Here is a 20,357-nt window from a genome sequence, read left to right as displayed (position 1 = left end):
TCCCCTTGTCATCGCCGCTACCGGCACCATCCTGACAAGTTCAGAATCAGTTTCATCGGAGTTTTTCATGCCGCTTCTGCTCAAAGGGTCCTGCCGGTGCAATGCCGTGCGTTTCGAGGTGGAAAGCCACACGCCGGTGCCGTTCATGCTGTGCTACTGCTCGATCTGCCGCAAGCAGCAGGGCGGCGGCGGTTTCGCCATCAATCTCGGCGCCGATTACGAGACGCTGAAAATCGAGGGCAAGCGCCATCTCGGCGTCTACCGGGCCGAGATCGAGGACGACGAGCACCCGCAACGCGAGATCTCGACGGGCGAACGGAACTTCTGCACGAAATGCGGGACGGCACTCTGGCTCTACGATCCAACCTGGCCGGAGCTGGTGCATCCGTTTGCCTCGGCAATCGACACAAACCTGCCGAAGCCGCCGGAGAAGGTGCATCTGATGCTGAAATACAAGGCGAACTGGGTCGAGCCCGATATCGGCAAGGGCGACAAGGTCTTCGATGTCTACCCGGAAGAGTCGATCGCCGACTGGCACAAACGAACCGGGATGTGGGTGGATTAGCGTTTCTTCTCCCCGTTCGCTATCGCGTATGGGCAAGCGCCCCCTCACCCGGATTGCCAACCGAATTGCGAAGGGCAATCCGGGGCAATCCGACCTCTCCCCGAGGGGAGAGGAAGTCGCCCAGCGCTGGCGCCAGCCTCTTCTCCCCATCGGGGAGAAGGTGGCCCGAAGGGCCGGATGAGGGGGCGGCGAAGGAAAAGCCTTAGGCCGAAGCGCGCGCCTCGGCCAGTGCCTTCAGATCGGCGGGCTTCAATTCGACCGATTCGCCGCAGCCGCAGGCCGAGCTCTGGTTCGGGTTGCGGAAGGTGAAGCCGGTGCGCAGCGTCGTCTGCTCGAAATCCATCTCGGTGCCGAACAGGAAAAGCGCTGCCTCAGGCACGACATAGACGTGGGCGCCGTCGCGCTCGATATGATCGTCCTTAGTGTTGGGCTCGGTCACCAGGTCGACCGTATATTCCATGCCGGCGCAGCCGCCCTTCTTGATGCCGAGGCGAATGCCATGCGCATTCTCACGGGTCGCGACGATCTCGCGCACCCGGTCGGCAGCCTTTTCGGTCATCGTGATGACGGCAAAGCGTCCCATTCTTTCCTTCTCCATTGCGCGCAGGTTCAAGGTCTGCCGAATGATTCCTCACCTAAAATGGTGAAGTTTTGTACCCGGCGCAAGTGCGCCAGCCTTTGGCTGGTCGGATGCTAGTACCACCCCACCGCTACCTGTGCCTCTTCCGACATGCGGTCGGGCGACCAAGGCGGGTCGAAGGTCATGTTGACCTCGACGCCGGAAACGCCTTCGACGGCGCCGACGGCGTTTTCGACCCAGCCCGGCATTTCACCGGCCACCGGGCAGCCCGGCGCGGTCAGCGTCATGTCGATCTTGACCGAGCGGTCGTCCTCGATGTCGATCTTGTAGACGAGGCCGAGCTCGTAGATGTCGGCCGGGATTTCGGGGTCATAGACCGTCTTCAGCGCCGAGACGATGTCGTCTGTCAGCCGCGCCAATTCGTCGGCGGGGATTGTCGATCCGGAAACCGCCGCATTGGTCGTCGTTTCCGAATTGGTCTCGGCGGTGTGGCTGGCATCATCCATGGTCGTCACCCGAAGAACTTTCGCGCCTTTTCCAGCGCATCGGCCAAAGCATCGACTTCGGCCCTGGTATTGTACATGCCGAACGACGCCCTGCATGTGGATGTTACGCCGAAGCGTTTCAACAGCGGCTGGGCGCAATGCGTGCCGGCGCGCACCGCCACGCCCTGCCGGTCGATGACCATCGACACATCATGCGCGTGGATGCCCTGCAGCTCGAACGAGATGATGGCGCCCTTGCCAGGCGCATCGCCGAAGATGCGCAGCGAGTTGATGGCGCGCAGTTTTTCATGCGCATAGTCCTTCAGATCGGCCTCATGGGCGGCGATGCGCTCGCGTCCGATCTTTTCCATGTATTCCAGCGCCGCACCCAGCCCGATCGCCTGGACGATCGGCGGCGTGCCGGCCTCGAAACGGTGCGGCGGGTCGTTGTAGGTGACGATGTCTTGCGTCACCTCCTCGATCATTTCGCCGCCGCCCATGAACGGGCGCATCCGCTCCAGAATATCCTTCTTGCCGTAGAGCACGCCGATGCCCGACGGGCCATAGACCTTGTGGCCGGTGAAGACGAAGAAATCGCAGTCGAGATCCTGCACGTCGATCGGCATATGCACGGCGCTCTGGCTGCCGTCGACCAGCACCGGAATGCCGCGGGCGTGCGCAATGCGCACGATCTCCTTGATCGGCGTGACCGTGCCCAGCGCATTTGACATATGGGTAATGGCAACCAGCTTGGTGCGGTCGGTCAGCCGTTTTTCGAATTCCTCGATGTGGAAGACGCCGAGATCGTCGACCGGCACCCAAACCAGTTTTGCGCCCTGCCGCTCGCGGATGAAATGCCACGGCACGATGTTGGAGTGGTGCTCCATGATCGACAGCACGATCTCGTCGCCTTCGCCGATATTGGGCATGCCGAAGCCATAGGCGACGGTGTTGATCGCCGCCGTGGTGTTCGAGGTGAAGACGATGTTGTCGGTGCTCGGCGCGTTGAGAAATCTCTGTACTATCTTGCGCGCGTTCTCATAGGCGTCGGTCGCGGCGTTCGACAGGAAATGCAGGCCGCGATGGACGTTGGCGTATTCCTGGGAATAGGCGTGCTGGATGGCGTCAAGCACAGCCTGCGGCTTCTGCGCCGAGGCGCCATTGTCGAGATAGACCAGCGGTTTGCCGTAGACTTGCCGCGACAGGATCGGGAAGTCGCGGCGGATCGCCTCGACGTCGTAGGGAATGTTTTCGACTTTCTGGTCCATCACAAGCTCTCTCGAGGCATCGCCTCATTCCGTCCAGCACCCCTCGGCCAATTCTACCCGTGCGTCAAAAACCAATCGTCGAGCCGTCGTTCCAGCGCCTCGACGATGGCCTCGTCGTCCAGTTCCTCGATCACTTCGGCGACGAAGGCCTTGACCAGCAGGCCGCGCGCGGTCTTCTCGTCGATGCCGCGCGCCATCAGGTAGAACAGATGGCTGTGGTCAATCTCGGTGACGGTCGCGCCATGGCCGCAAACGACGTCGTCGGCGAAGATTTCAAGCTCCGGCTTGGTCGAAAACTCACCGTCGTCCGACAACAGCAGCGTGTTGCAGGCCATCTTGGCGTTGGTCTTCTGCGCATATTGGTGGACGTTGATACGACCCTGGAAGACGCCGCGCGCCTTGCCGGTCACCACGTTGCGGATGACTTCGGTCGAGGCGGTGTGCGGCACGGCATGGTCGAGCACCATGGTGACGTCGGTATGGGTGTCGCCGGCCAAAAGATTGATGCCGCGCAGCGTGAAGTCGGCGCCCTCGCCGGTCGTCCTCACGACGACCTCCTGGCGCACCAGCTTGCCGCCGGCATTCATGACGAACAGCGTCAGTTTCGAATTCTTGCCGAGATGCGCCTTGAACTGGGCGAGATGTGTTGCCGTATCCGGCTGCTCCTGCACGATGAGCCATGTCACTTCGGCGCCCTCGCCAAGCACAAGCTGGCTGACCGAGCTGACCAGCGCCGCCCCCTCGCCCGCCTGGCGCTCGACGATGACAGCCTTGGCGCCGGCACCGACGCGGACGGCCAGGCGTACATGCGTCTGTCCACCGGCCTGCAAATTCTGCAGCTCAAGCGGCTTTTCCAGTTCGGCACCGTCGGCGATGTCGACGAAATAGCCGTCGGCGACAAAGGCGGTGTTCAGCGCGCCGATCGCGTCATCGGTGCCATAGGGATCCAACCCCGGCGCGATGCTGCCGTCGGTCAGCTTCTCCGACAGGCGCTGTACGGCGACGCCTTCGATATCGGGCAGTTTCGCGCTCGAAACCCCGTTCAGGACCGGCAAAACCGAGGAGTCTTCGACGATCGGCGCAATGGCTTTCGCGACCGCTGCCGGATCGAAGTCCGGCACCGAGGTCAGCAGCCGGCGCAGGTCCGTATAATGCCAGGATTCGATGCGCCGCGTCGGCAGGCCGCCCTTGATCGCCTCGATGGCGTCGTCGCGCTTCAGCATCACCGCGCCGTCGCCGGGCAGCAGCGACAGCCGCTCGCCAAAGGCGTCGATCAGCGCCGTTTCGGCCAATGTTCGCTGGGGTGTCGTGTGCATGTTCATCAGTATCGCCTTGTTTGGCTTGCCTTCCGGGCCTGCTGGCATCTCACGCGGCTTGCCCGATCACGCCGGCATAGCCATTGGCCTCGAGGTCGAGCGCCAGCGACTTGTCGCCCGACTTGATCACCTGGCCTCTGTAGAGCACGTGCACCGTATCCGGCACGATGTATTGGAGCAGGCGCTGGTAGTGGGTGATGACGACGATGGCCCGGTCCGGCGAGCGCAGCGTGTTGACGCCGTCCGCGACGATCTTCAGCGCATCGATGTCGAGGCCGGAATCGGTCTCGTCGAGGACGCACAGTTTCGGCTCGAGCAGCTTCATCTGCAGGATCTCGGCGCGCTTCTTCTCGCCGCCGGAAAAACCGACATTGAGCGGCCGCTTCAGCATCGCCATATCCATGTTGAGCGAGGCGGCCGCTTCCTTCACGCGCTTGAGGAATTCCGGGATCTTCAGCGGTTCCTCGCCGCGCGCCTTGCGCTGCTCGTTCATCGCCACTTTCAGGAATTCCATGGTCGCCACGCCCGGTATCTCCATTGGATACTGGAAGGCGAGGAAGATGCCGGCAGTAGCGCGCTCGGCCGGATCCATTTCGAGGATCGACTGGCCGTTGTAGAGGATGTCGCCTTCGGTGACCTCATAGTCCTCGCGGCCGGCGAGGATGTAGGACAGCGTCGACTTTCCCGAGCCGTTGGGACCCATGATAGCGGCAACCTCGCCGGCCCTGACCGTCAGGTTCAGGCCGCGGATGATCTCGGTGCCGTCATCGACGATGCGGGCGTGCAGGTTTTTTATCTCAAGCATTTTTTCTTTTTCCTGAAAATTCTTATCCGGTCAGCCGACCGAGCCCTCGAGGCTGATGCCGATCAGCTTCTGCGCCTCGACCGCGAATTCCATCGGCAGCTGCTGGATGACGTCCTTGACGAAGCCGTTGACGATCAGCGCGATCGCCTCTTCTTCCGGGATGCCGCGCTGCATGACGTAGAACTTCTGGTCGTCGGAAATCTTCGAGGTGGTCGCCTCATGCTCGAACTGCGCCGTCGAATTCTTGGCTTCCATGTAGGGCACGGTGTGCGCGCCGCACTGGTCGCCGATCAGCAGTGAATCGCAGTTGGTGAAGTTGCGGGCGTTGGTCGCCTTGCGGTGGGCCGAGACCTGGCCGCGATAGGTGTTCTGCGAAAAGCCGGCGGCAATGCCCTTGGAGATGATGCGGCTGGACGTGTTCTTGCCGAGATGGATCATCTTGGTGCCGCTGTCGACCTGCTGATAGCCGTTGGAGACCGCGATCGAATAGAACTCGCCGCTGGAATCGTCGCCGCGCAGGATGCAGCTCGGATATTTCCAGGTGATGGCGGAGCCGGTCTCGACCTGCGTCCACGAAATCTTCGAGCGATGGCCGCGGCAGTCGCCGCGCTTGGTGACGAAATTGTAGATGCCGCCCTTGCCCTCGGCGTCGCCGGGATACCAGTTCTGCACCGTCGAATATTTGATCTCGGCATCGTCGAGTGCGATCAGCTCGACCACAGCGGCGTGAAGCTGGTTCTCGTCGCGCTGCGGCGCCGTGCAGCCTTCGAGATAGGAGACGTAAGCCCCCTCCTCGGCGATGATCAGCGTGCGCTCGAACTGGCCGGTGTTCTTCTCGTTCATGCGGAAATAGGTCGACAGTTCCATCGGGCAGCGCACGCCCTTGGGGACGAAGACGAAGGAGCCGTCGGTGAACACCGCCGAATTCAACGTTGCGTAGAAATTGTCGGAGGTCGGCACGACCGAGCCGAGATATTTCTTCACCAGCTCCGGATGCTCGCGGATCGCTTCCGAGATCGAGCAGAAGATGACGCCGGCCTGCGCCAGCTCCTTCTTGAAGGTGGTGACGACGGAGACCGAATCGAACACCGCGTCGACAGCGACACGGCCCGACTTGTAGACATTGTCGCTGGCTTCTTCGAGCTCCGAGGCATCGGTCTTCTGCACGCCGGCGAGGATCTCCTGTTCCCTGAGCGGAATGCCGAGCTTCTCGTAGACCTTCAGCAGTTCGGGATCGACGTCGCTGAGCGAGGTCGGTCCGGGCGTGCTCTTGGGCGCCGCGTAATAGTAGAGGTCCTGAAAATCGATCTTGGGATAGTGGACGCGCGCCCATTTCGGCTCGTCCAGCGTCAGCCAGCGGCGATAGGCTTCCAGGCGCCATTCCAGCATCCAGGACGGCTCGTCCTTCTTCGCCGAAATGAAGCGGATAATGTCTTCGCTCAGGCCCTTGGGGGCCTTGTCCATCGCGATTTCGGTCTGGAATCCGTATTTATACTGGTCGACATCGATCTTTCGAACTCGATCGATCGTCTCCTGCACAGCAGGCATCAGCGTTCTCCATCCACGCCGGGGTCAAGGCCCGGCAGTTTTCAAACTATGGCACCGCAAGCGAGCACCCCTGGGCACCCGAAGTGGCGTAAGTTTCATATAGTGCGTTCATGCCGGAAATTCACCCGGCCAAATGCGAACGCACGGCTCTACCAGGCCGTAAGGCCCAAATGTCACGTTGCCGCGCTCAGGCGGCCTTTTCCCTGTTTGCCCGCCGCGCGACGATCGTCGCCAGCGCCGAACGGAACAGCTCGATGTCTTCAGCGCCGGTCGCGTGACCGATCGACACGCGCAACGCGCCAAGGCTGTCGCCATAACCCATGGCCTTCAGCACGTGACTAGGCCCGACCTTGCCCGATGAACAGGCCGATCCGGCCGACAGCGCCACACCGGCCAAGTCGAAGGCGATCTGCGCCGTCTCGGCCTTGATGCCGGCAATAGCGAAGAATGTGGTGTTGGCAAGCCTTGGCGCGCCGGTCCCGAAGAATTCGGCATCCGGAACCAGCGTTTTCACGATCGCCTCGATTTCGTCGCGACGTTGCCGCACCGCATCGATCGTTTGCAAGCCGGCAAGCGCCTCACGCGCCGCCGCGCCAAACCCGGCAATCGCCGCCAGGTTTTCGGTGCCGCCGCGATGGCCCTTTTCCTGGCCGCCGCCGCTGACCAGCGGCTTCGGCATCATCAAGTCCGACGCCGCGACAATGGCGCCGACGCCCTTGGGGCCGCCGATCTTGTGCGAGGAGAGAATCAGATAATCGGCGTAACCCGTTGACATATCGAGCGGAATGCGGCCGGCCGCCTGCACGGCATCGACCACCAGGATGCCACCCGCCGCCTTGACGATTTCAGCAATGCGGCCAACTGGCTGGATCACGCCGGTCTCGTTGTTGGCGGCGTGGATGGCTACCAGCGGCAAGCCGTCGGCCTTGTCATGCGCACCGAGCGCTGCCGCCAAGGCGTCGAACCTGACGATGCCATCGGCGTCGACGCCGATCCGCGTCAGCTGCGCGGCCGGGAAGCGCCCGCCATTCAGCAGGCAAGGATGATCGGCCTCGGACACGTAAAGCCGGCTCATGCGGATGGCGCCGCGCCCCATATGCCAGTCCGGCGTCAGCAGCGTCGAGGCCGCTTCCGTAGCGCCGGAGGTGAACACGACATGCTCTGCTTTGGCGCTGACCAGTCGTGCCAGGTCGCGCCTAGCATCCTCGATCAGCCGCCGTGCAGCGCGGCCCTCGGCATGGACCGAGGACGGGTTGGCGGCGACGTCGAGCGCAGCGACCACGGCCGCGCGCGCCGAGGCAAGCAGCGGCGCGCTGGCGTTGTAGTCGAGATAGGCGCGTGCTCCGGCCATTTCCGTCCAACTGGTCCCTTCAAAAGCCGTTTCGCGAAGATAGCGCGTTATTTCCTTGAAATTGCAAGGCAAGACGTCCTATTTACGCGGCTTGCGGCGCGGGTGGCCGAGCCACAATTTTTTGGCCGCCCAGTTTTGAACAATTCTAAACTAGCTTCTAGAAAGACGCTCGCCCTGCGTCAAGGCCTAGGGAAGACTGGGGCCTATGGAAGACTGGGGCCAGAGGAAGAGTTGTTCCGGGCGCCGCGCAGTTTATGCCAAGTGGAGTATTTCATGCCTGAGGTCATTTTCACCGGTCCGGCCGGCCGCCTGGAGGGTCGCTATCAGCCCTCGAAGGAAAAGAGCGCGCCGATTGCCATCGTCCTGCACCCGCACCCCCAGTTCGGCGGCACGATGAACAACAAGATCGTCTACGACCTCTTCTACATGTTCCAGAAGCGCAATTTCACCACGCTGCGCTTCAATTTTCGCGGTATCGGCCGCAGTCAGGGCGAATTCGACCACGGCACCGGCGAGTTGTCTGACGCCGCCGCGGCGCTCGACTGGGTGCAGTCGCTGCATCCAGATTCCAAGAGCTGCTGGGTCGCCGGCTATTCGTTCGGCTCGTGGATCGGCATGCAGCTCTTGATGCGCCGGCCCGAGATCGAAGGCTTCATCTCGATCGCGCCGCAGCCCAATACCTATGATTTCTCGTTCCTGGCGCCATGCCCGTCGTCCGGCCTGATCATCCATGGCGACGCCGACAAGGTCGCGCCGCCCAAGGACGTACAGGGCCTGGTCGACAAACTGCACACGCAAAAGGGCATCACCATCACCCAGAAGACCTTGCCCGGCGCCAACCATTTCTTTGCCAACCATGCCGAGCTTCTGATCGAGGAATGCGCGGACTATCTCGATCGCCGGCTGGCCGGGGAACTGTCCGACCCACGGCCGAAGCGGCTGAGATAATCGGGAACGACGATGTACCAGCCGCCTCATTTCCAGGAAACCCGGCAGGATGTCCTGCACGGGCTAATCCGGGCGCATCCGCTTGGCCTGCTGGTCTCGAATGGCGCCGAGGGGCCGGTCGCCAACGCGATTCCCTTCCTGCTCGACGCCCCCTCCCTGCTCAACGAGGAAGTGCCGCCGAACGGCAGGCTACGCGCCCATCTAGCCAGGGCCAATCCGCAATGGCGGCTTTTGGCCGACAATCCCCTGTCGCCCGTGCTGGTCGTCTTCCAGGGCGCGGACGCCTATGTGACGCCGTCCTGGTACGAGACCAAGCGCGAAACCGGCAAGGTGGTACCGACCTGGAACTACGCCATCGTCCAGGTGCGCGGCATCGTTACGGTGGTCGAAGACCAGGATTGGCTGGCTGAGCAGATTTCCGATCTGACAATGTCGCAGGAGGGCAATCGCGCGACGCCGTGGGCGGTGACCGACGCGCCAGCACCCTTCATCCAGTCGCAGATCAAGGGCATTGTCGGCCTGGAAATCGCGATCACCGAAATCAACGGCAAATGGAAAGTCAGCCAGAACCGGCCGGCCGCCGACCGCATCGGTGTCGCCGAGGGGCTCGAGAGCGAAGCTGCCAGTTCGGCCGACATGGTCCGGCTGGTAAGATCCTACGGCGGGCTGGACAGCAAGTAATCTGGATTGCTTGCTCGACCGGTTTAGGGCCGGAAGCGGGCTCAATCGACCTTCGTCATCGCCGCCTTGCGCTCGTTGGCGATCAGCCAGAGATTGCGGATATAGATCAACAGGCCCATGGCCTGGCCGGCGATGAACACCGGATCCTGACGCTGGATGGCATAGACCAGCAGCAGGCCGCCGCCGAACAGCGAAAAGAACCAGAAGGCGATCGGCACGACACTGCGCTTCGCCTTTTCCGACGCCACCCACTGCACCAGAAAGCGCATGGTGAAGAAGAACTGGGCGACGAAGCCGAGCAGTACCCAGGCATCGAATTGCTTGACGAAAACATCGTGAAGCCAGGTCGCCAATTCCTGAAGCACGTTACCCATGCGTGATTTCCTCTACTTTGGGCATTCTGCGGCGCCTGCGGCGCAGCCACCAGACACCGGCAAGATCGAGCACGCCCTGCAGGCCGCGATCGAAGATGCCGTAGTTCGATTTGCCGTGACGGCGGGAGCGGTCGACGACGTCGCAATGAACGACGCGGTAGCCCTCCTGGATGACCAGCGCCGGAACAAAGCGGTGGGTGCCGTCGAAGAACGGCAATTTCCTCAAAATGTCGGTGTGGATCGCCTTGAGGCCGCAGCCGGTATCCCGCGTCTCATCGTGCAGGATGGCCTTTCTCAGCCCGTTGGCGAAACGCGACGCCAGCTGCTTGATCTTGCTGTCGCGGCGCTTCAGACGCTGTCCCTGCGCAGCTCCGACGTCGGGACCAGCCTGCCGGAGCGCGTCGATCAACACTGGGATATAGCCGGGGTCGTTCTGGCCGTCGCCGTCGATGGTGGCGACGATATCGCCGCGCGCTGCCCAGGCGCCCGAGCGTACCGAGAGCGACTGGCCGGCGGATTTCGCATGCCTGAGGTGGCGCAGCGGAAACGCGCGAAGCGCTGCCTGAGCGGCAAGGACCGAAGGCGTGTCGTCGGTCGAGCCATCGTCGACGACGATGACCTCGAAGTCGCGCCCAGCCATGGCAGCGCCGATCTCGTCGAGCAGAAGCGGCAGGTTCGCCGCCTCGTTCCGGCAAGGAATGACGATGGATATCTCCGGCATCTCGACTCTGTCACAGGATATGGCATTCGATCGATGCCGCGCGGTCCAGCGGATGAGGCCCGCTGGTGCGGCGCCTCATTACGCCAGCCGAAACGAGGACGCAAGCAGGCGCGCCGGAAGTGAAGGATGATCGCTTCAGGTTTGGATGGCCTCTCACGTTACCCGTTCCGGGGAGAGCCGCTTGTCTCGCGACGCGCGGCTCTCCCTTCTTCCCTTGTGAGAAAGTGCGCCGAAGGCGACGGATGAGGGGTGCTCCAGCTTGGCACCAACCGCGCTCTGTCCAGCACCCCTCAACCGTCTTGGCGCTGCGCGCCAATCCACCTTCTCCCACCGGGGAGAAGGGAAGAGGGCGCGCTAAAACCGGATTCCACTTTTGCTGATCGCGCTTGAGTGCTAAACGCCGGCCTTCACGCATACCGTGCCGCGTTCGGCCGCAAGCCTCTGGGAAGAAAAATGTCCGCCTTCAAATCCGATTTCCTGCGCACGATGAGCGAGCGCGGCTTCATCCACCAGACCTCGGATGATGCAGCCCTCGACCAGCTTTTCGCCACGGAGACGGTGAGCGCCTATATCGGCTTCGACGCCACCGCGAGGAGCCTGCATGCCGGGTCGCTGATCCAGATCATGATGCTTTACTGGCTGCAGCAGACCGGCCACCGGCCGATCGCGCTGATGGGCGGCGGCACCTCGATGATCGGCGATCCGTCGTTCAAGGACGAGGCGCGCAAGCTTTTGACGCCGCAGGATATCGAGAACAATCTCGCCGGCATCCGCCGCAACTTCACGCCCTACCTCAAATTCGGCAGCGGCCTGAACGACGCCGTCATGATCAACAATGCCGACTGGCTGATGGATATCAACTACGTCAATTTCCTGCGCGATGTCGGCCGGCATTTTTCGGTCAACCGCATGCTGGCCTTCGATTCGGTCAAGCTCCGGCTGGATCGCGAGCAGTCGCTGTCGTTCCTCGAATTCAACTACATGATCCTGCAGGCCTACGACTTCGTCGAGCTCTACAAGCGCCTCGGTTGCCGGCTGCAGATGGGCGGCTCCGACCAGTGGGGCAACATCGTCAACGGTATCGATCTCGGCCATCGCATGGAAGGCGCGCAGCTTTATGCACTGACGACGCCGCTGCTCACCACCTCGTCCGGCGCCAAGATGGGCAAGTCGGCCTCGGGCGCGGTCTGGCTCGATGCGGAGATGTTGAGCCCGTACGAGTTCTGGCAATATTGGCGCAATACCGAGGATGCCGATGTCGGCCGTTTCCTCAAGCTCTACACGACCTTGCCGCTCGCCGAGGTCGCGCGCCTCGAACGGCTCGGCGGCTCGGAGATCAACGAGGCCAAGAAGATCCTCGCCACCGAAATCACCGCCATGCTGCATGGCCGCGAGGCGGCGGAGGAGGCCAGCGAAACGGCGCGCAAGACATTTGAGGAAGGCGCGCTCGCCGAAACACTGCCGACCGTCGAGGTGGGCAGGGCCGAGCTCGAAGCCGGCGTCGGAATATTGTCGTTGTTCGTCACCGCCGGGCTGGCTGGGTCAAACGGCGAGGCGCGGCGGCATATCCAGGGCGGCGCCGTGCGCCTCAACGACCAGCTCGTTGCCGACGATCGCAGGATGGTGACGCTGCAGGATATGGGCCTGGAAAATGTCGCAAAGCTGTCGCTCGGCAAGAAGAAGCACGTTCTGGTGCGGCCGGTTTGACGCGCAACCGTTGGTGCCGGGGGGACAGCGCCCCCCTCTGTCCTGCCGGACATCTCCCCCACAAGGGGGGAGATCGGCTTTCGCGCCGGCTTTCGCCAATCTACAACGTTGCAGGAAGAGCGCAGCGTGGAAGCTGCCAATCTCCCCACTTGTGGGGGAGATGTCCGGCAGGACAGAGGGGGGCGCGAAGGATCACTACAGAGCGTCGGTGTCCACCCGCCTACCCTGCCCGCCTACCCTGGCCGCCTCAACGATACTCGAAGATCGACCGGAATATCCCGGGCGCGATCACGGATAGCGGATTTACCTCCAGGTTGGGCTTGTTGGCGTTGCCCTTGAGCCTGTAGGTGACGCCGATCAGGCCGCGGTCGCGACCGTTGCCGAGCAGCGCGCCGATCAGCGGCAGTTCGCCGAAGATGCGGTTTACGCCGTAGGCCGGCATGAACGTGCCGGTGATGTCCATATTGTTGTTCTGGTCGTAGAGCGTGCCCTGGAAGGTGGTGCCGATGCGCGAGCCGCGCAGCACGCCGTTGCGCAGCTTCAGATAGCCGCTGCCCTTCTCGATTTCGCTGAAACCGCGCTCGAACTTCACCCTCGACGTGTCGAGATTGCCTTTGACCGCCTCGTTGAGGCTACGGCTGTCGCCAGCCGGCGTCGTCGACACGATCGAGGCGAGCTTCGGCTCGTTGACGATAAAGAAGTTCTTGGCGTCGACCTGGCCTTTCATCGGCCCGTCGCCGGCCCCGGTGAGTGCCAGCGTGATCGAGCCGCCTTCCATGTGCTCGTAGATGTTGAGGAAGCGCAGTATGGCACCGGCATCGGCCGACTTCATGTTGAGCGCGCGCAGGCCGCCGCCGGTCGTATTGCTGATGGTGATAGCGGCTCCCGAATCTGCCGTGGCGCTCACCTTGAGCCCGTTCACCCTGGAGCCGGCGGCGCTGTAGTCGAGCTTCAGATTCGATAGCACCTCGTCATGGAAGCCGGTCAGGGAACTGACGTCGGCGCTGACCGAGATCGTATCGACGCCGGTGGTCTTGGTGGCGGTGTCGACGTCGGACGTGAATTGCTTGATCAGCGAGCGTGCGTCCAGCGCGCTGCCGCTAACCTCGACCGCATAGGCCTTGCCCGACCGCTTCACCGAGACGGCGACGTCGTCGCCCCTGTTCAACGTGACCTTGCTGAACCGGGCCGAGGACAAGGCGCCGTTGACCAGCACCGCGCTGCCGTCGATGGAGAAGGTCTTGCCGTCGAGTTCGAAATTGGACAGCGTCGTGGTGTCGCCGGTCTTCGCCATGGCGAAGGTGACCTTGGCGGGGATGCCGGGGCCCTTGCTCCAGCCGGCCCAGGGAATGTCCAGCCTGGCATTGGTCAGGTCGGCCGACACGTTCTGGTTGCCGGTGCCGCTCTTGTCGATCGCCACCTTGATGGTTCCGGAAAGCAGCGTCGACAGGCCAGGCATGGCGGTGGCGCGGGTCTTGTCGTCGAGCACCAGCGCTACTTTACGACTGCGCGGCGGGCCGCCATCCCTGAGCGGCTCGATCAGGTCGAGCTCGGCCGGAATGCCGTTGAGCAGCGCCTTGGCCGAGATCACCGCCCGGTCGGGCGCGACGGTGATCGAGCCGTCGGCATGGCTGACCGTCTGGCCCTCGAACGGCTTGGCCAGCGACAGATCCTTGTAGTCGAGCGCCACCAGCCAATCGAGTTTGGAGGAGTCGACGCCGGACTGCAGCGGAATATCCGCCTTGACGTGACCGGTCACCGTGCCGGACAGGTCATCCGGCAGCAGGCCGACATGGCGCATGGCGTTGATCGGGTCATAGGATGCCAGCTCGGCGATTGCCGGCGCCTCACCGGCGACATCGATGTCGAGCGCGCCGATCACCGGCGGATGGTTCGCCGCCTTGACAGTGAGCGTGCCGTTGCTTGCCGCCACGGTACGGCCGCTCGGCATATAGACGCTGCCCGAGGACAGCGCGACGTCGACGTCGTTGCCGTGGAAGCCGACAACGCCGACGGCATCGCGGATCGGCGGAATGCGGCCGGCCGTGTCGAAGCGCGATCCTTCGACCTGGAAACGGCCGAAGACTTCATCGGCGGAAAGCGGCACGCCGTTGCCAAGCCGCCCGGGTACGACCTGGAATTGCAGGCTGCCATCGACGACGCGGCCGCCGAACAGGTTCTTAAGCACCCACAGCCTGGCATTGCGCGCCGAAAACCACGGCCATAATTGCTTGACGTGCGAGACCGGCATGTCGTGGACGTTAAGCGCCACCGATATGCCCGGCGCCTGGTTGGCGACGAATGAAACCGAAGCCGTGCCCAGCACTTCGCTGCCCGGTCCGGACCGGACGCCGATCTGCTCGGCGACCAGCTTTTGGCTCGTCGGCTGGTAGACGCCGGCAATACGGGCAATGAAGCTGAGCGCCGGTTCCGGCGAATCCGACGGCGCCAAGGTCGAACCGTCGCTGGTCAGGTCGTAGCGATAGGATGGCTCCTCGCCCGCTGTGCCGGTCGCCGGCTTGGGCCCGATCGAACCGGCAAAATCGAAGGTCGAGCGGCCGGTCTTCACCAGCAATCCGTCGACCTGGATCTTGTTCGAGCCGGCGACGAGCGTTGCATCGAGATCGACGTCGGCCGGAAGCAGGCCGCGCGAACCGAGGTCGAGCACCGATCCGGTCAGCGACAGGGCGGCGGTCAGCCGCGAACCGTTGTCGCCGGCCGCTTCCGACCCCGCCAGCTTCAAGGCGATCGCGCCCAATTTGCCACCTGCCGCCGCAGTGTCGGCGTCCGCCGCCTGGATGCTGGCGTCCAGCGTGGCGATGCGTCGCGTCGCCGGATCGCGGGTGGCGGAAGCGGCGATGGTGAGCGCCCTGCCGTCGACATCCGCGTCGGATGAAAACTCCATGCTTCCCGGTCCCGACTGCGACACGGAGGCGTCGGCGATGGTGACCGACTTGACCGATCCGGTCTCGGGCAGTGCCAGCTCGACGTTGCGCAGATCGATCTGGCGCACCGAATCCTCGCGCACCGCATCGAGCGCGCGGTTGACGTTGGCGAAGACGGCGACGGAAAGTTTTTCCGGATCGATGAGACCGTCCTGGTTGCGCAGCCCGGCCGTCCAGTCGCCGCCGGACGGCATTGCCGCCATGACGATGTGCGCGTCGGAAATCCGGGCGCTGGTGAGCCGCACCTCGCCCGAAAGCAGCGGGATGAGCCGGATGCCGAAGCGGACCCGGCCGGCATCGGCCATCGGTTTGCCGTCGGCGGTCTTGAGGCTGACGTCGCTGACCTGCAGCGCAATGAAGCTCGACCCGTCAAGCGTCAGCCGGGCCGGCCCGACGGCAACATCGACATCGAAGCCGGCCAATTTCTCGATTGCCGTCTCGGCTTCCGCGCGAAGCCGCTCCGAGCCGAAACCGGACACGCCGATCACATAGACACCGGCCGCAGCCAGCAGCACAAGGGCGACGAGGCCGGCAAACAGCCGCGCCATCAAACGAACGCCGCGACCGATCGACGCCTGGCCGAGCGGCGGGACGCGGCACGCGGACGGAAAGGTTCCCAGGTCGGTGATCTCGTCACGCCTGAACCTGATCTTCTCGTGCTGCGGTAGCTCCTGATCCACGCAATCTTCCGTTGAAACGAATTCGATCGTGGACGAATCCCCGCTCGACATTATATCGATGCAGCCTGGCGCGTAACCTCAAACAAGGGCATCGGTATGGCTGACCTCGACGTGGGCGATGTTGCGCCGCAATTCGATCTTCCGCGCGACGGCGGCGGTTCACTCAGCCTCGCCGCATTGCTGGGAAAACCCATCGTACTCTATTTCTACCCACAGGACGACACCACAAGCTGCACCAGCGAGGCGATCGGCTTTTCGCAGTTGAAGCCGGAATTCGAAAAGGCCGGCGCTGTCGTCATCGGGCTGTCGCCGGACAGCGTCAAGAAGCACGACAAGTTCAAGGCGAAATACGATCTGAGCATCGACCTGGTCGCCGACGAAGAGCGCAAGGTGATCGAGGCCTACCATTTGTGGGTCGAAAAGAAGCTCTACGGCCGCATTTATATGGGCGTCGAGCGGGCGACGTTCCTGGTCGGCCGGGACGGACGCATCGCCAGGATCTGGCGTAACGTCCGCGTCAAAGGCCACGCCGAAGCGGTGCTGGAGGCGGTTCGCGCCCTTTGAGAGCTGCGGCACGCCGCTGCAATTCGATGCCCGTTTTGCGCGAATACCTTTGCCCGTCGTTCGGTCCGGCAAAACTTTGTTAACCCTAATAATGTGTAATCAGGCTCGTCGTTGGTGTCGTAACGAAAGCTTGGTCCCGTGAACGTAGCCAGTCAGTCAGCGGTCTTCGGCAGACGCAGAGAGCCCCACACCGTCATCATCGCCCGGGGCGACCAGATAAGGCATTTCACCATACGTCCGTGGCTGGCCGCATTTTGCGGCTCGGCGCTGGCGGCGATCGTCATTGGCTACCTGCTGGCGACCTCTTATCTGGTGCTGCGCGACGACCTGATCGGCGCCACGACGGCGCGGCAGGCGCGCATGCAGCAGGCCTATGAAGACCGCATCTCGGCATTGCGCGGCCAGGTCGACCGCATCACCAGCCGCCAGCTTCTCGATCAGCAGCTGATGGAAACCAAGGTCAGCGAGTTGCTGGAACGGCAGAGCCAGCTCAGCCTGCGTCACGGCCGCCTCGGCCCGATCCTCGAACGAGCCGAAAATGAGGTCGCAACGCCGCCCGTGCCGACGGCAAAGCCGGACGAACATGCCGACGCGACCGGCAGCATCCAGCCGATGGCCTATTCCGTCGCCAGCCTTGCTGCGCCCCTTGCCAGCAACGACACGAGGCCGTTCTCGCTGTGGTCGACCCGCGCCAATCCGCTGCCGAGTGAAAGCGCGGCCGACCGGGCAGACAAGCTCTTCGTTTCGATCAACAACTCGCTGAAGACCATCGAGAGCCAGCAGCTCACCCGCATCGCGGCACTTGCCGACAATGCCTACAAGAGCGCCGACGCGATCTCGCAGGCGCTCGAGGCCGCCGGCCTGCCGGTCGACAGCGAATTCGAAAAGAGCGATGTCGGCGGCCCGCTGATACCGCTCGACAGTTCGTTGGTCTTTGACAGCAAGGTCAAGGAGTTGGACGAGGCGCTTGACGCGCTGGATCATCTGAAAAAGGAGGCGCGCCGGCTGCCGCTCGCCAACCCCGCCCCCGGCCATAGCGTCACCAGCCCGTTCGGCGTGCGCACCGACCCCATCCTCGGCACGGCCGCCTTGCATTCCGGCATGGATTTCAGGGCGCCGGTCGGCATGCCGGCCAAGGTCACGGCAGCCGGCGTCGTCGTCAAGGCCGGCTGGAACGGCGGCTACGGCCGCATGGTCGAGGTCGACCACGGCAACGGTTTTGTGACGCGTTACGGACATCTCAGCAAAATCGACGTCGCCGTCGGCCAGAAGCTCGATGCCGGGGACATCATCGGCAAGACCGGCAACAGCGGCCGCTCGACCGGCCCGCATCTGCACTACGAGGTTCGCCACAATGGCGAGGCGATCGACCCGCTGCGGTTTTTGACCGTCGGCAAGAAGGTCGAGCGGTATCTCTAGGAGCCGGGCTGCTCCTCAGACGACCCAGCAATTGAGCGGCATCGGGCCGGCGCAGCCAGGCCAAGGCGGCCTCACCTAAGTATCCTCGGGCGATCGCCCTTCGCTCTATTCTCCCCAGCAAACATTCGGCTCCAGCCCTTGAGGGCCTCTGCCCCACAGCGTTGACTCCGACGCAGTTGTAGGATGATATGTATAAGCCTATGCCTCAGTCCAGCAGGCTTGTAATGACCGTTCATGGTATCCCGCCTGAAATTCTGAATGCTCTGGAGGGCGCTGTCGGACAAAGCGGCGTGACCGCCGACGCTGCCGGCATGGCGAAATACCTTTTGGACTGGTCCGGGGATCATCGCGGCGGAGCCCTTGCGGTGCTGAAGCCTGCTTCCGTCAGCGAAGTCCAGGCTGTGGCGCGGCTCTGCGGCACGCTCGGGCTCGGAATCATCCCACAGGGCGGGAACACGGGGCTGGTGGCGGGTGCAATCGACATCGACTCCCGTGGCGCGGTGGTCGTCAGTCTGGAGCGGTTGAACGGCATCCGTCTCGTCGACGCCGACAATTTCGTCCTGCAGGCCGATGCCGGCTGCATCCTGCAGCACATCAAGGATGCGGCAGAAGCAGAGGATTGCCTGTTTCCGCTGGCGCTCGGCGCGCAGGGAAGCTGCCAGATCGGCGGCAATGCGGCCAGCAATGCCGGCGGCACCAACGTGCTGCGCTATGGCATGGCGCGCGATATCATCCTCGGCCTCGAAGTCGTCCTGCCCGATGGCGAGTTGTGGAGCGGCTTTTCCGGCCTGCGCAAGGACAATCGAGGCTACGACCTGAAGCAGCTCTTCATCGGCAGCGAAGGAACGCTCGGCATCATCACCGGCGTCGAGCTCAAGCTGTTTCCGAAACCGGCCCGGGTCGAGACCGCTTATCTCGGTCTCGTTTCGTTCGAAGCGGCCATCACCCTGTTCCGGCAGGCTCGCCGGGCCTCATCCGATCTGATTTCGGCCTTCGAGATCATTGGATCGGAGTGCATCGCGCTCGCGCGCTTGATCGATGCCAACATCGTTTCGCCGGTCGAAGCTCCCGTCCACGTGCTGATCGAACTCTCCGCAAGTGCTACGGTCGATCTGCGCTCCATGCTGGTCGATTTCCTGGCCGGAGCCATTGAGAGCGGTCTGGTCGCCGAGGCCGTCCTTGCTGAAAGCGTCGCACAGGCCAGGGCCTTCTGGGCGATCCGCGAAGGGCTGGTCGAGGGCCAGGTAAGACGCGGCTACCATGTGCGCACCGACCTTGCGGTCAGGATATCGGACATCCCTGCCCTCATCGATCAGGCCCGCCAATTCGTGGCGCTGGAACATCCAGGCTGGCTGCCGCAGGCCTATGGCCATGCCGGCGACGGCAACGTCCATTTCAACGTCCTGCCACCGCTTGGGCTCGCCGAGGGGGAAGCTCGTGCCCAGGGCGCGGAGATCACTGCCGGACTCTACCAGATCGTCGGCGCGCTTGGCGGGTCGATCAGCGCCGAGCACGGCATCGGCCGCACCCGTCATCGCACTTTCTGGGCCGGCCTGGCGCCTGCCCATCGCCGGCTCGTCACGGCGCTCAAAACAACGATCGACCCTCAGGGATTGATGAATCCCGGCTGCCTTCTGCCATCGACGGAGACCTTTCCATGAAGCAAAGACTGGCCGCTATCGGCACGGTCGAGGCGCTGCCGCATCGCGTCGCCGCATTCCTCAGCCGCGAGATCGAATCCGGCGACCTCAATCCGGGCACGCGGCTGCCGACCGAGCAGCAGCTCTCGGAAAAATTCGGCGTCAGTCGCAATGTGGTGCGCGAGGCGATCGCTCAACTCAGGGCCGATGGCATGATCGAAGCCCGGCAAGGCGTCGGCGCCTTCGTGCTGGCGCCGGAGCAGCGCGCCTCGATCCGGATCGATGGCGAGGCGCTGAAAGCGACCGGGAATATGGAGCGGCTGTTCGAGCTGCGTTGCATACTGGAAGCCGAGTCAGCTGCGCTCGCCGCCGAACGGCGCGGGCAGGAGCACCTCGACGCAATCAAGGCGGCGCTAGACCGGATGAGCGGCGAGGAGCGCTGGGAAGAAGGCAGCATCGACGCCGACCTTTTGTTCCATCGCGAGATCGCACGGGCGACCGGCAACAATTACATCCACACCTTTATCTCCTTCGTTTGCGAGCAGATCCGCCGCTCGATCCACTACGCGCGCCTCACCAATCCGCTGCACGACCTGGTCGAAGTCAATGTCGGGGAGCATGTGCGCATCTACGAGGCGCTGGTCGCGGGCGATCCCACGGCCGCCGAGGCGGCGATGCGCGCCCACATCGTCGGCGCCGCCGACCGCGTCGGCGTCAAACTGCCAGCATCGCGCGCCGCGCACAGCACAGGGAGGTAGCC

The 20,357-nt window shown here is 63.4% G+C and carries 18 protein-coding genes; 8 read left to right on the top strand and 10 right to left on the bottom strand.

All coding sequences use genetic code 11. The annotated features are described in order from the left end of the window. Nucleotides 1-67: 67 nt before the first annotated feature. Nucleotides 68-565 carry a GFA family protein gene (locus NKH29_RS12760; RefSeq protein WP_023717363.1) on the top strand — a complete coding sequence of 166 codons (498 nt, stop codon included), beginning with the start codon at nucleotides 68-70 and terminating at the stop codon, nucleotides 563-565. A 202-nt stretch (nucleotides 566-767) separates the two neighbouring features. Here NKH29_RS12760 and sufA read toward each other — a convergent pair whose 3' ends face one another. The 7 genes from sufA to NKH29_RS12725 all read right to left on the bottom strand — a co-directional run bounded on the left by sufA (nucleotide 768) and on the right by NKH29_RS12725 (nucleotide 7,918). Next, nucleotides 768-1,148, bottom strand: coding sequence for a Fe-S cluster assembly scaffold SufA (gene sufA / locus NKH29_RS12755; RefSeq protein ID WP_352587732.1), 381 nt, complete (start codon nucleotides 1,146-1,148; stop codon nucleotides 768-770). A gap of 110 nt (nucleotides 1,149-1,258) precedes the next feature. After that, nucleotides 1,259-1,651 carry an SUF system Fe-S cluster assembly protein gene (locus tag NKH29_RS12750; protein ID WP_023717362.1) on the bottom strand — a complete coding sequence of 131 codons (393 nt, stop codon included), beginning with the start codon at nucleotides 1,649-1,651 and terminating at the stop codon, nucleotides 1,259-1,261. A 5-nt stretch (nucleotides 1,652-1,656) separates the two neighbouring features. Then, nucleotides 1,657-2,898: a cysteine desulfurase gene (locus NKH29_RS12745; protein WP_352495793.1), complete on the bottom strand. Its 1,242-nt coding sequence runs from the start codon at nucleotides 2,896-2,898 to the stop codon at nucleotides 1,657-1,659. Between the two features lie 53 nt (nucleotides 2,899-2,951). Beyond that, nucleotides 2,952-4,220 carry a Fe-S cluster assembly protein SufD gene (gene sufD, locus NKH29_RS12740; protein WP_352481178.1) on the bottom strand — a complete coding sequence of 423 codons (1,269 nt, stop codon included), beginning with the start codon at nucleotides 4,218-4,220 and terminating at the stop codon, nucleotides 2,952-2,954. Nucleotides 4,221-4,263: 43 nt separating this feature from the next. Continuing rightward, a complete protein-coding gene (gene sufC / locus NKH29_RS12735; RefSeq protein ID WP_352481179.1) occupies nucleotides 4,264-5,019 on the bottom strand; it encodes a Fe-S cluster assembly ATPase SufC in 756 nt (251 codons plus the stop codon). 30 nt (nucleotides 5,020-5,049) lie between these two features. Further along, nucleotides 5,050-6,567, bottom strand: coding sequence for a Fe-S cluster assembly protein SufB (gene sufB, locus NKH29_RS12730; protein ID WP_023717358.1), 1,518 nt, complete (start codon nucleotides 6,565-6,567; stop codon nucleotides 5,050-5,052). A gap of 187 nt (nucleotides 6,568-6,754) precedes the next feature. Continuing rightward, complete coding sequence (locus NKH29_RS12725) at nucleotides 6,755-7,918, bottom strand: cysteine desulfurase family protein (protein WP_023717357.1); 1,164 nt, start codon at nucleotides 7,916-7,918, stop codon at nucleotides 6,755-6,757. A gap of 273 nt (nucleotides 7,919-8,191) precedes the next feature. Here NKH29_RS12725 and NKH29_RS12720 point away from each other — a divergent pair, with 273 nt between their 5' ends. Together NKH29_RS12720 and NKH29_RS12715 are read left to right on the top strand one after the other, a co-directional pair. Then, nucleotides 8,192-8,866, top strand: a complete 675-nt coding sequence (locus NKH29_RS12720) for an alpha/beta hydrolase (RefSeq protein ID WP_023717356.1) — start codon at nucleotides 8,192-8,194, stop codon at nucleotides 8,864-8,866. Between the two features lie 12 nt (nucleotides 8,867-8,878). Beyond that, nucleotides 8,879-9,547 carry an FMN-binding negative transcriptional regulator gene (locus NKH29_RS12715; protein ID WP_352999692.1) on the top strand — a complete coding sequence of 223 codons (669 nt, stop codon included), beginning with the start codon at nucleotides 8,879-8,881 and terminating at the stop codon, nucleotides 9,545-9,547. A 41-nt stretch (nucleotides 9,548-9,588) separates the two neighbouring features. Here the strand turns inward: NKH29_RS12715 and NKH29_RS12710 are convergent, their stop codons facing one another. Continuing rightward, on the bottom strand, nucleotides 9,589-9,921 hold the full coding sequence (locus tag NKH29_RS12710) for a lipid-A-disaccharide synthase N-terminal domain-containing protein (RefSeq protein ID WP_023717355.1): 333 nt from the start codon (nucleotides 9,919-9,921) through the stop codon (nucleotides 9,589-9,591). Continuing rightward, a complete protein-coding gene (locus tag NKH29_RS12705; RefSeq protein ID WP_031193510.1) occupies nucleotides 9,914-10,642 on the bottom strand; it encodes a glycosyltransferase family 2 protein in 729 nt (242 codons plus the stop codon). The genes NKH29_RS12710 and NKH29_RS12705 overlap by 8 nt, the downstream gene beginning before the upstream one ends. Before the next feature lie 453 nt (nucleotides 10,643-11,095). Here NKH29_RS12705 and tyrS point away from each other — a divergent pair, with 453 nt between their 5' ends. Next, on the top strand, nucleotides 11,096-12,349 hold the full coding sequence (tyrS, locus tag NKH29_RS12700; protein WP_352999691.1) for a tyrosine--tRNA ligase: 1,254 nt from the start codon (nucleotides 11,096-11,098) through the stop codon (nucleotides 12,347-12,349). 247 nt (nucleotides 12,350-12,596) lie between these two features. On the opposite strand, the gene NKH29_RS12695 is transcribed toward tyrS, so the two are convergent. Further along, nucleotides 12,597-15,974, bottom strand: coding sequence for a hypothetical protein (locus tag NKH29_RS12695; protein ID WP_352999689.1), 3,378 nt, complete (start codon nucleotides 15,972-15,974; stop codon nucleotides 12,597-12,599). 96 nt (nucleotides 15,975-16,070) lie between these two features. Between NKH29_RS12695 and NKH29_RS12690 the strand changes: the two genes are divergently transcribed. The 4 genes from NKH29_RS12690 to NKH29_RS12675 all read left to right on the top strand — a co-directional run bounded on the left by NKH29_RS12690 (nucleotide 16,071) and on the right by NKH29_RS12675 (nucleotide 20,355). Continuing rightward, the gene (locus tag NKH29_RS12690) at nucleotides 16,071-16,538 is read left to right on the top strand and encodes a peroxiredoxin (RefSeq protein WP_023717351.1); all 468 of its coding nucleotides are present in this window, start codon (nucleotides 16,071-16,073) and stop codon (nucleotides 16,536-16,538) included. 138 nt (nucleotides 16,539-16,676) lie between these two features. Further along, nucleotides 16,677-17,957, top strand: coding sequence for a M23 family metallopeptidase (locus NKH29_RS12685; RefSeq protein ID WP_352481185.1), 1,281 nt, complete (start codon nucleotides 16,677-16,679; stop codon nucleotides 17,955-17,957). 224 nt (nucleotides 17,958-18,181) lie between these two features. Next, nucleotides 18,182-19,618, top strand: a complete 1,437-nt coding sequence (locus NKH29_RS12680; RefSeq protein ID WP_352857715.1) for an FAD-binding oxidoreductase — start codon at nucleotides 18,182-18,184, stop codon at nucleotides 19,616-19,618. Then, a complete protein-coding gene (locus tag NKH29_RS12675; protein ID WP_352481187.1) occupies nucleotides 19,615-20,355 on the top strand; it encodes a FadR/GntR family transcriptional regulator in 741 nt (246 codons plus the stop codon). Before NKH29_RS12680 ends, NKH29_RS12675 begins: the two co-directional genes overlap by 4 nt. Nucleotides 20,356-20,357 lie beyond the last annotated feature (2 nt).

This window comes from Mesorhizobium sp. M1295 (genome assembly GCF_040318135.1).
Classification (GTDB): Bacteria; Pseudomonadota; Alphaproteobacteria; order Rhizobiales; family Rhizobiaceae; genus Mesorhizobium.
Note: the sequence above shows the minus strand (reverse complement) of the source record. Positions and strands in the feature narration are given on the sequence as shown.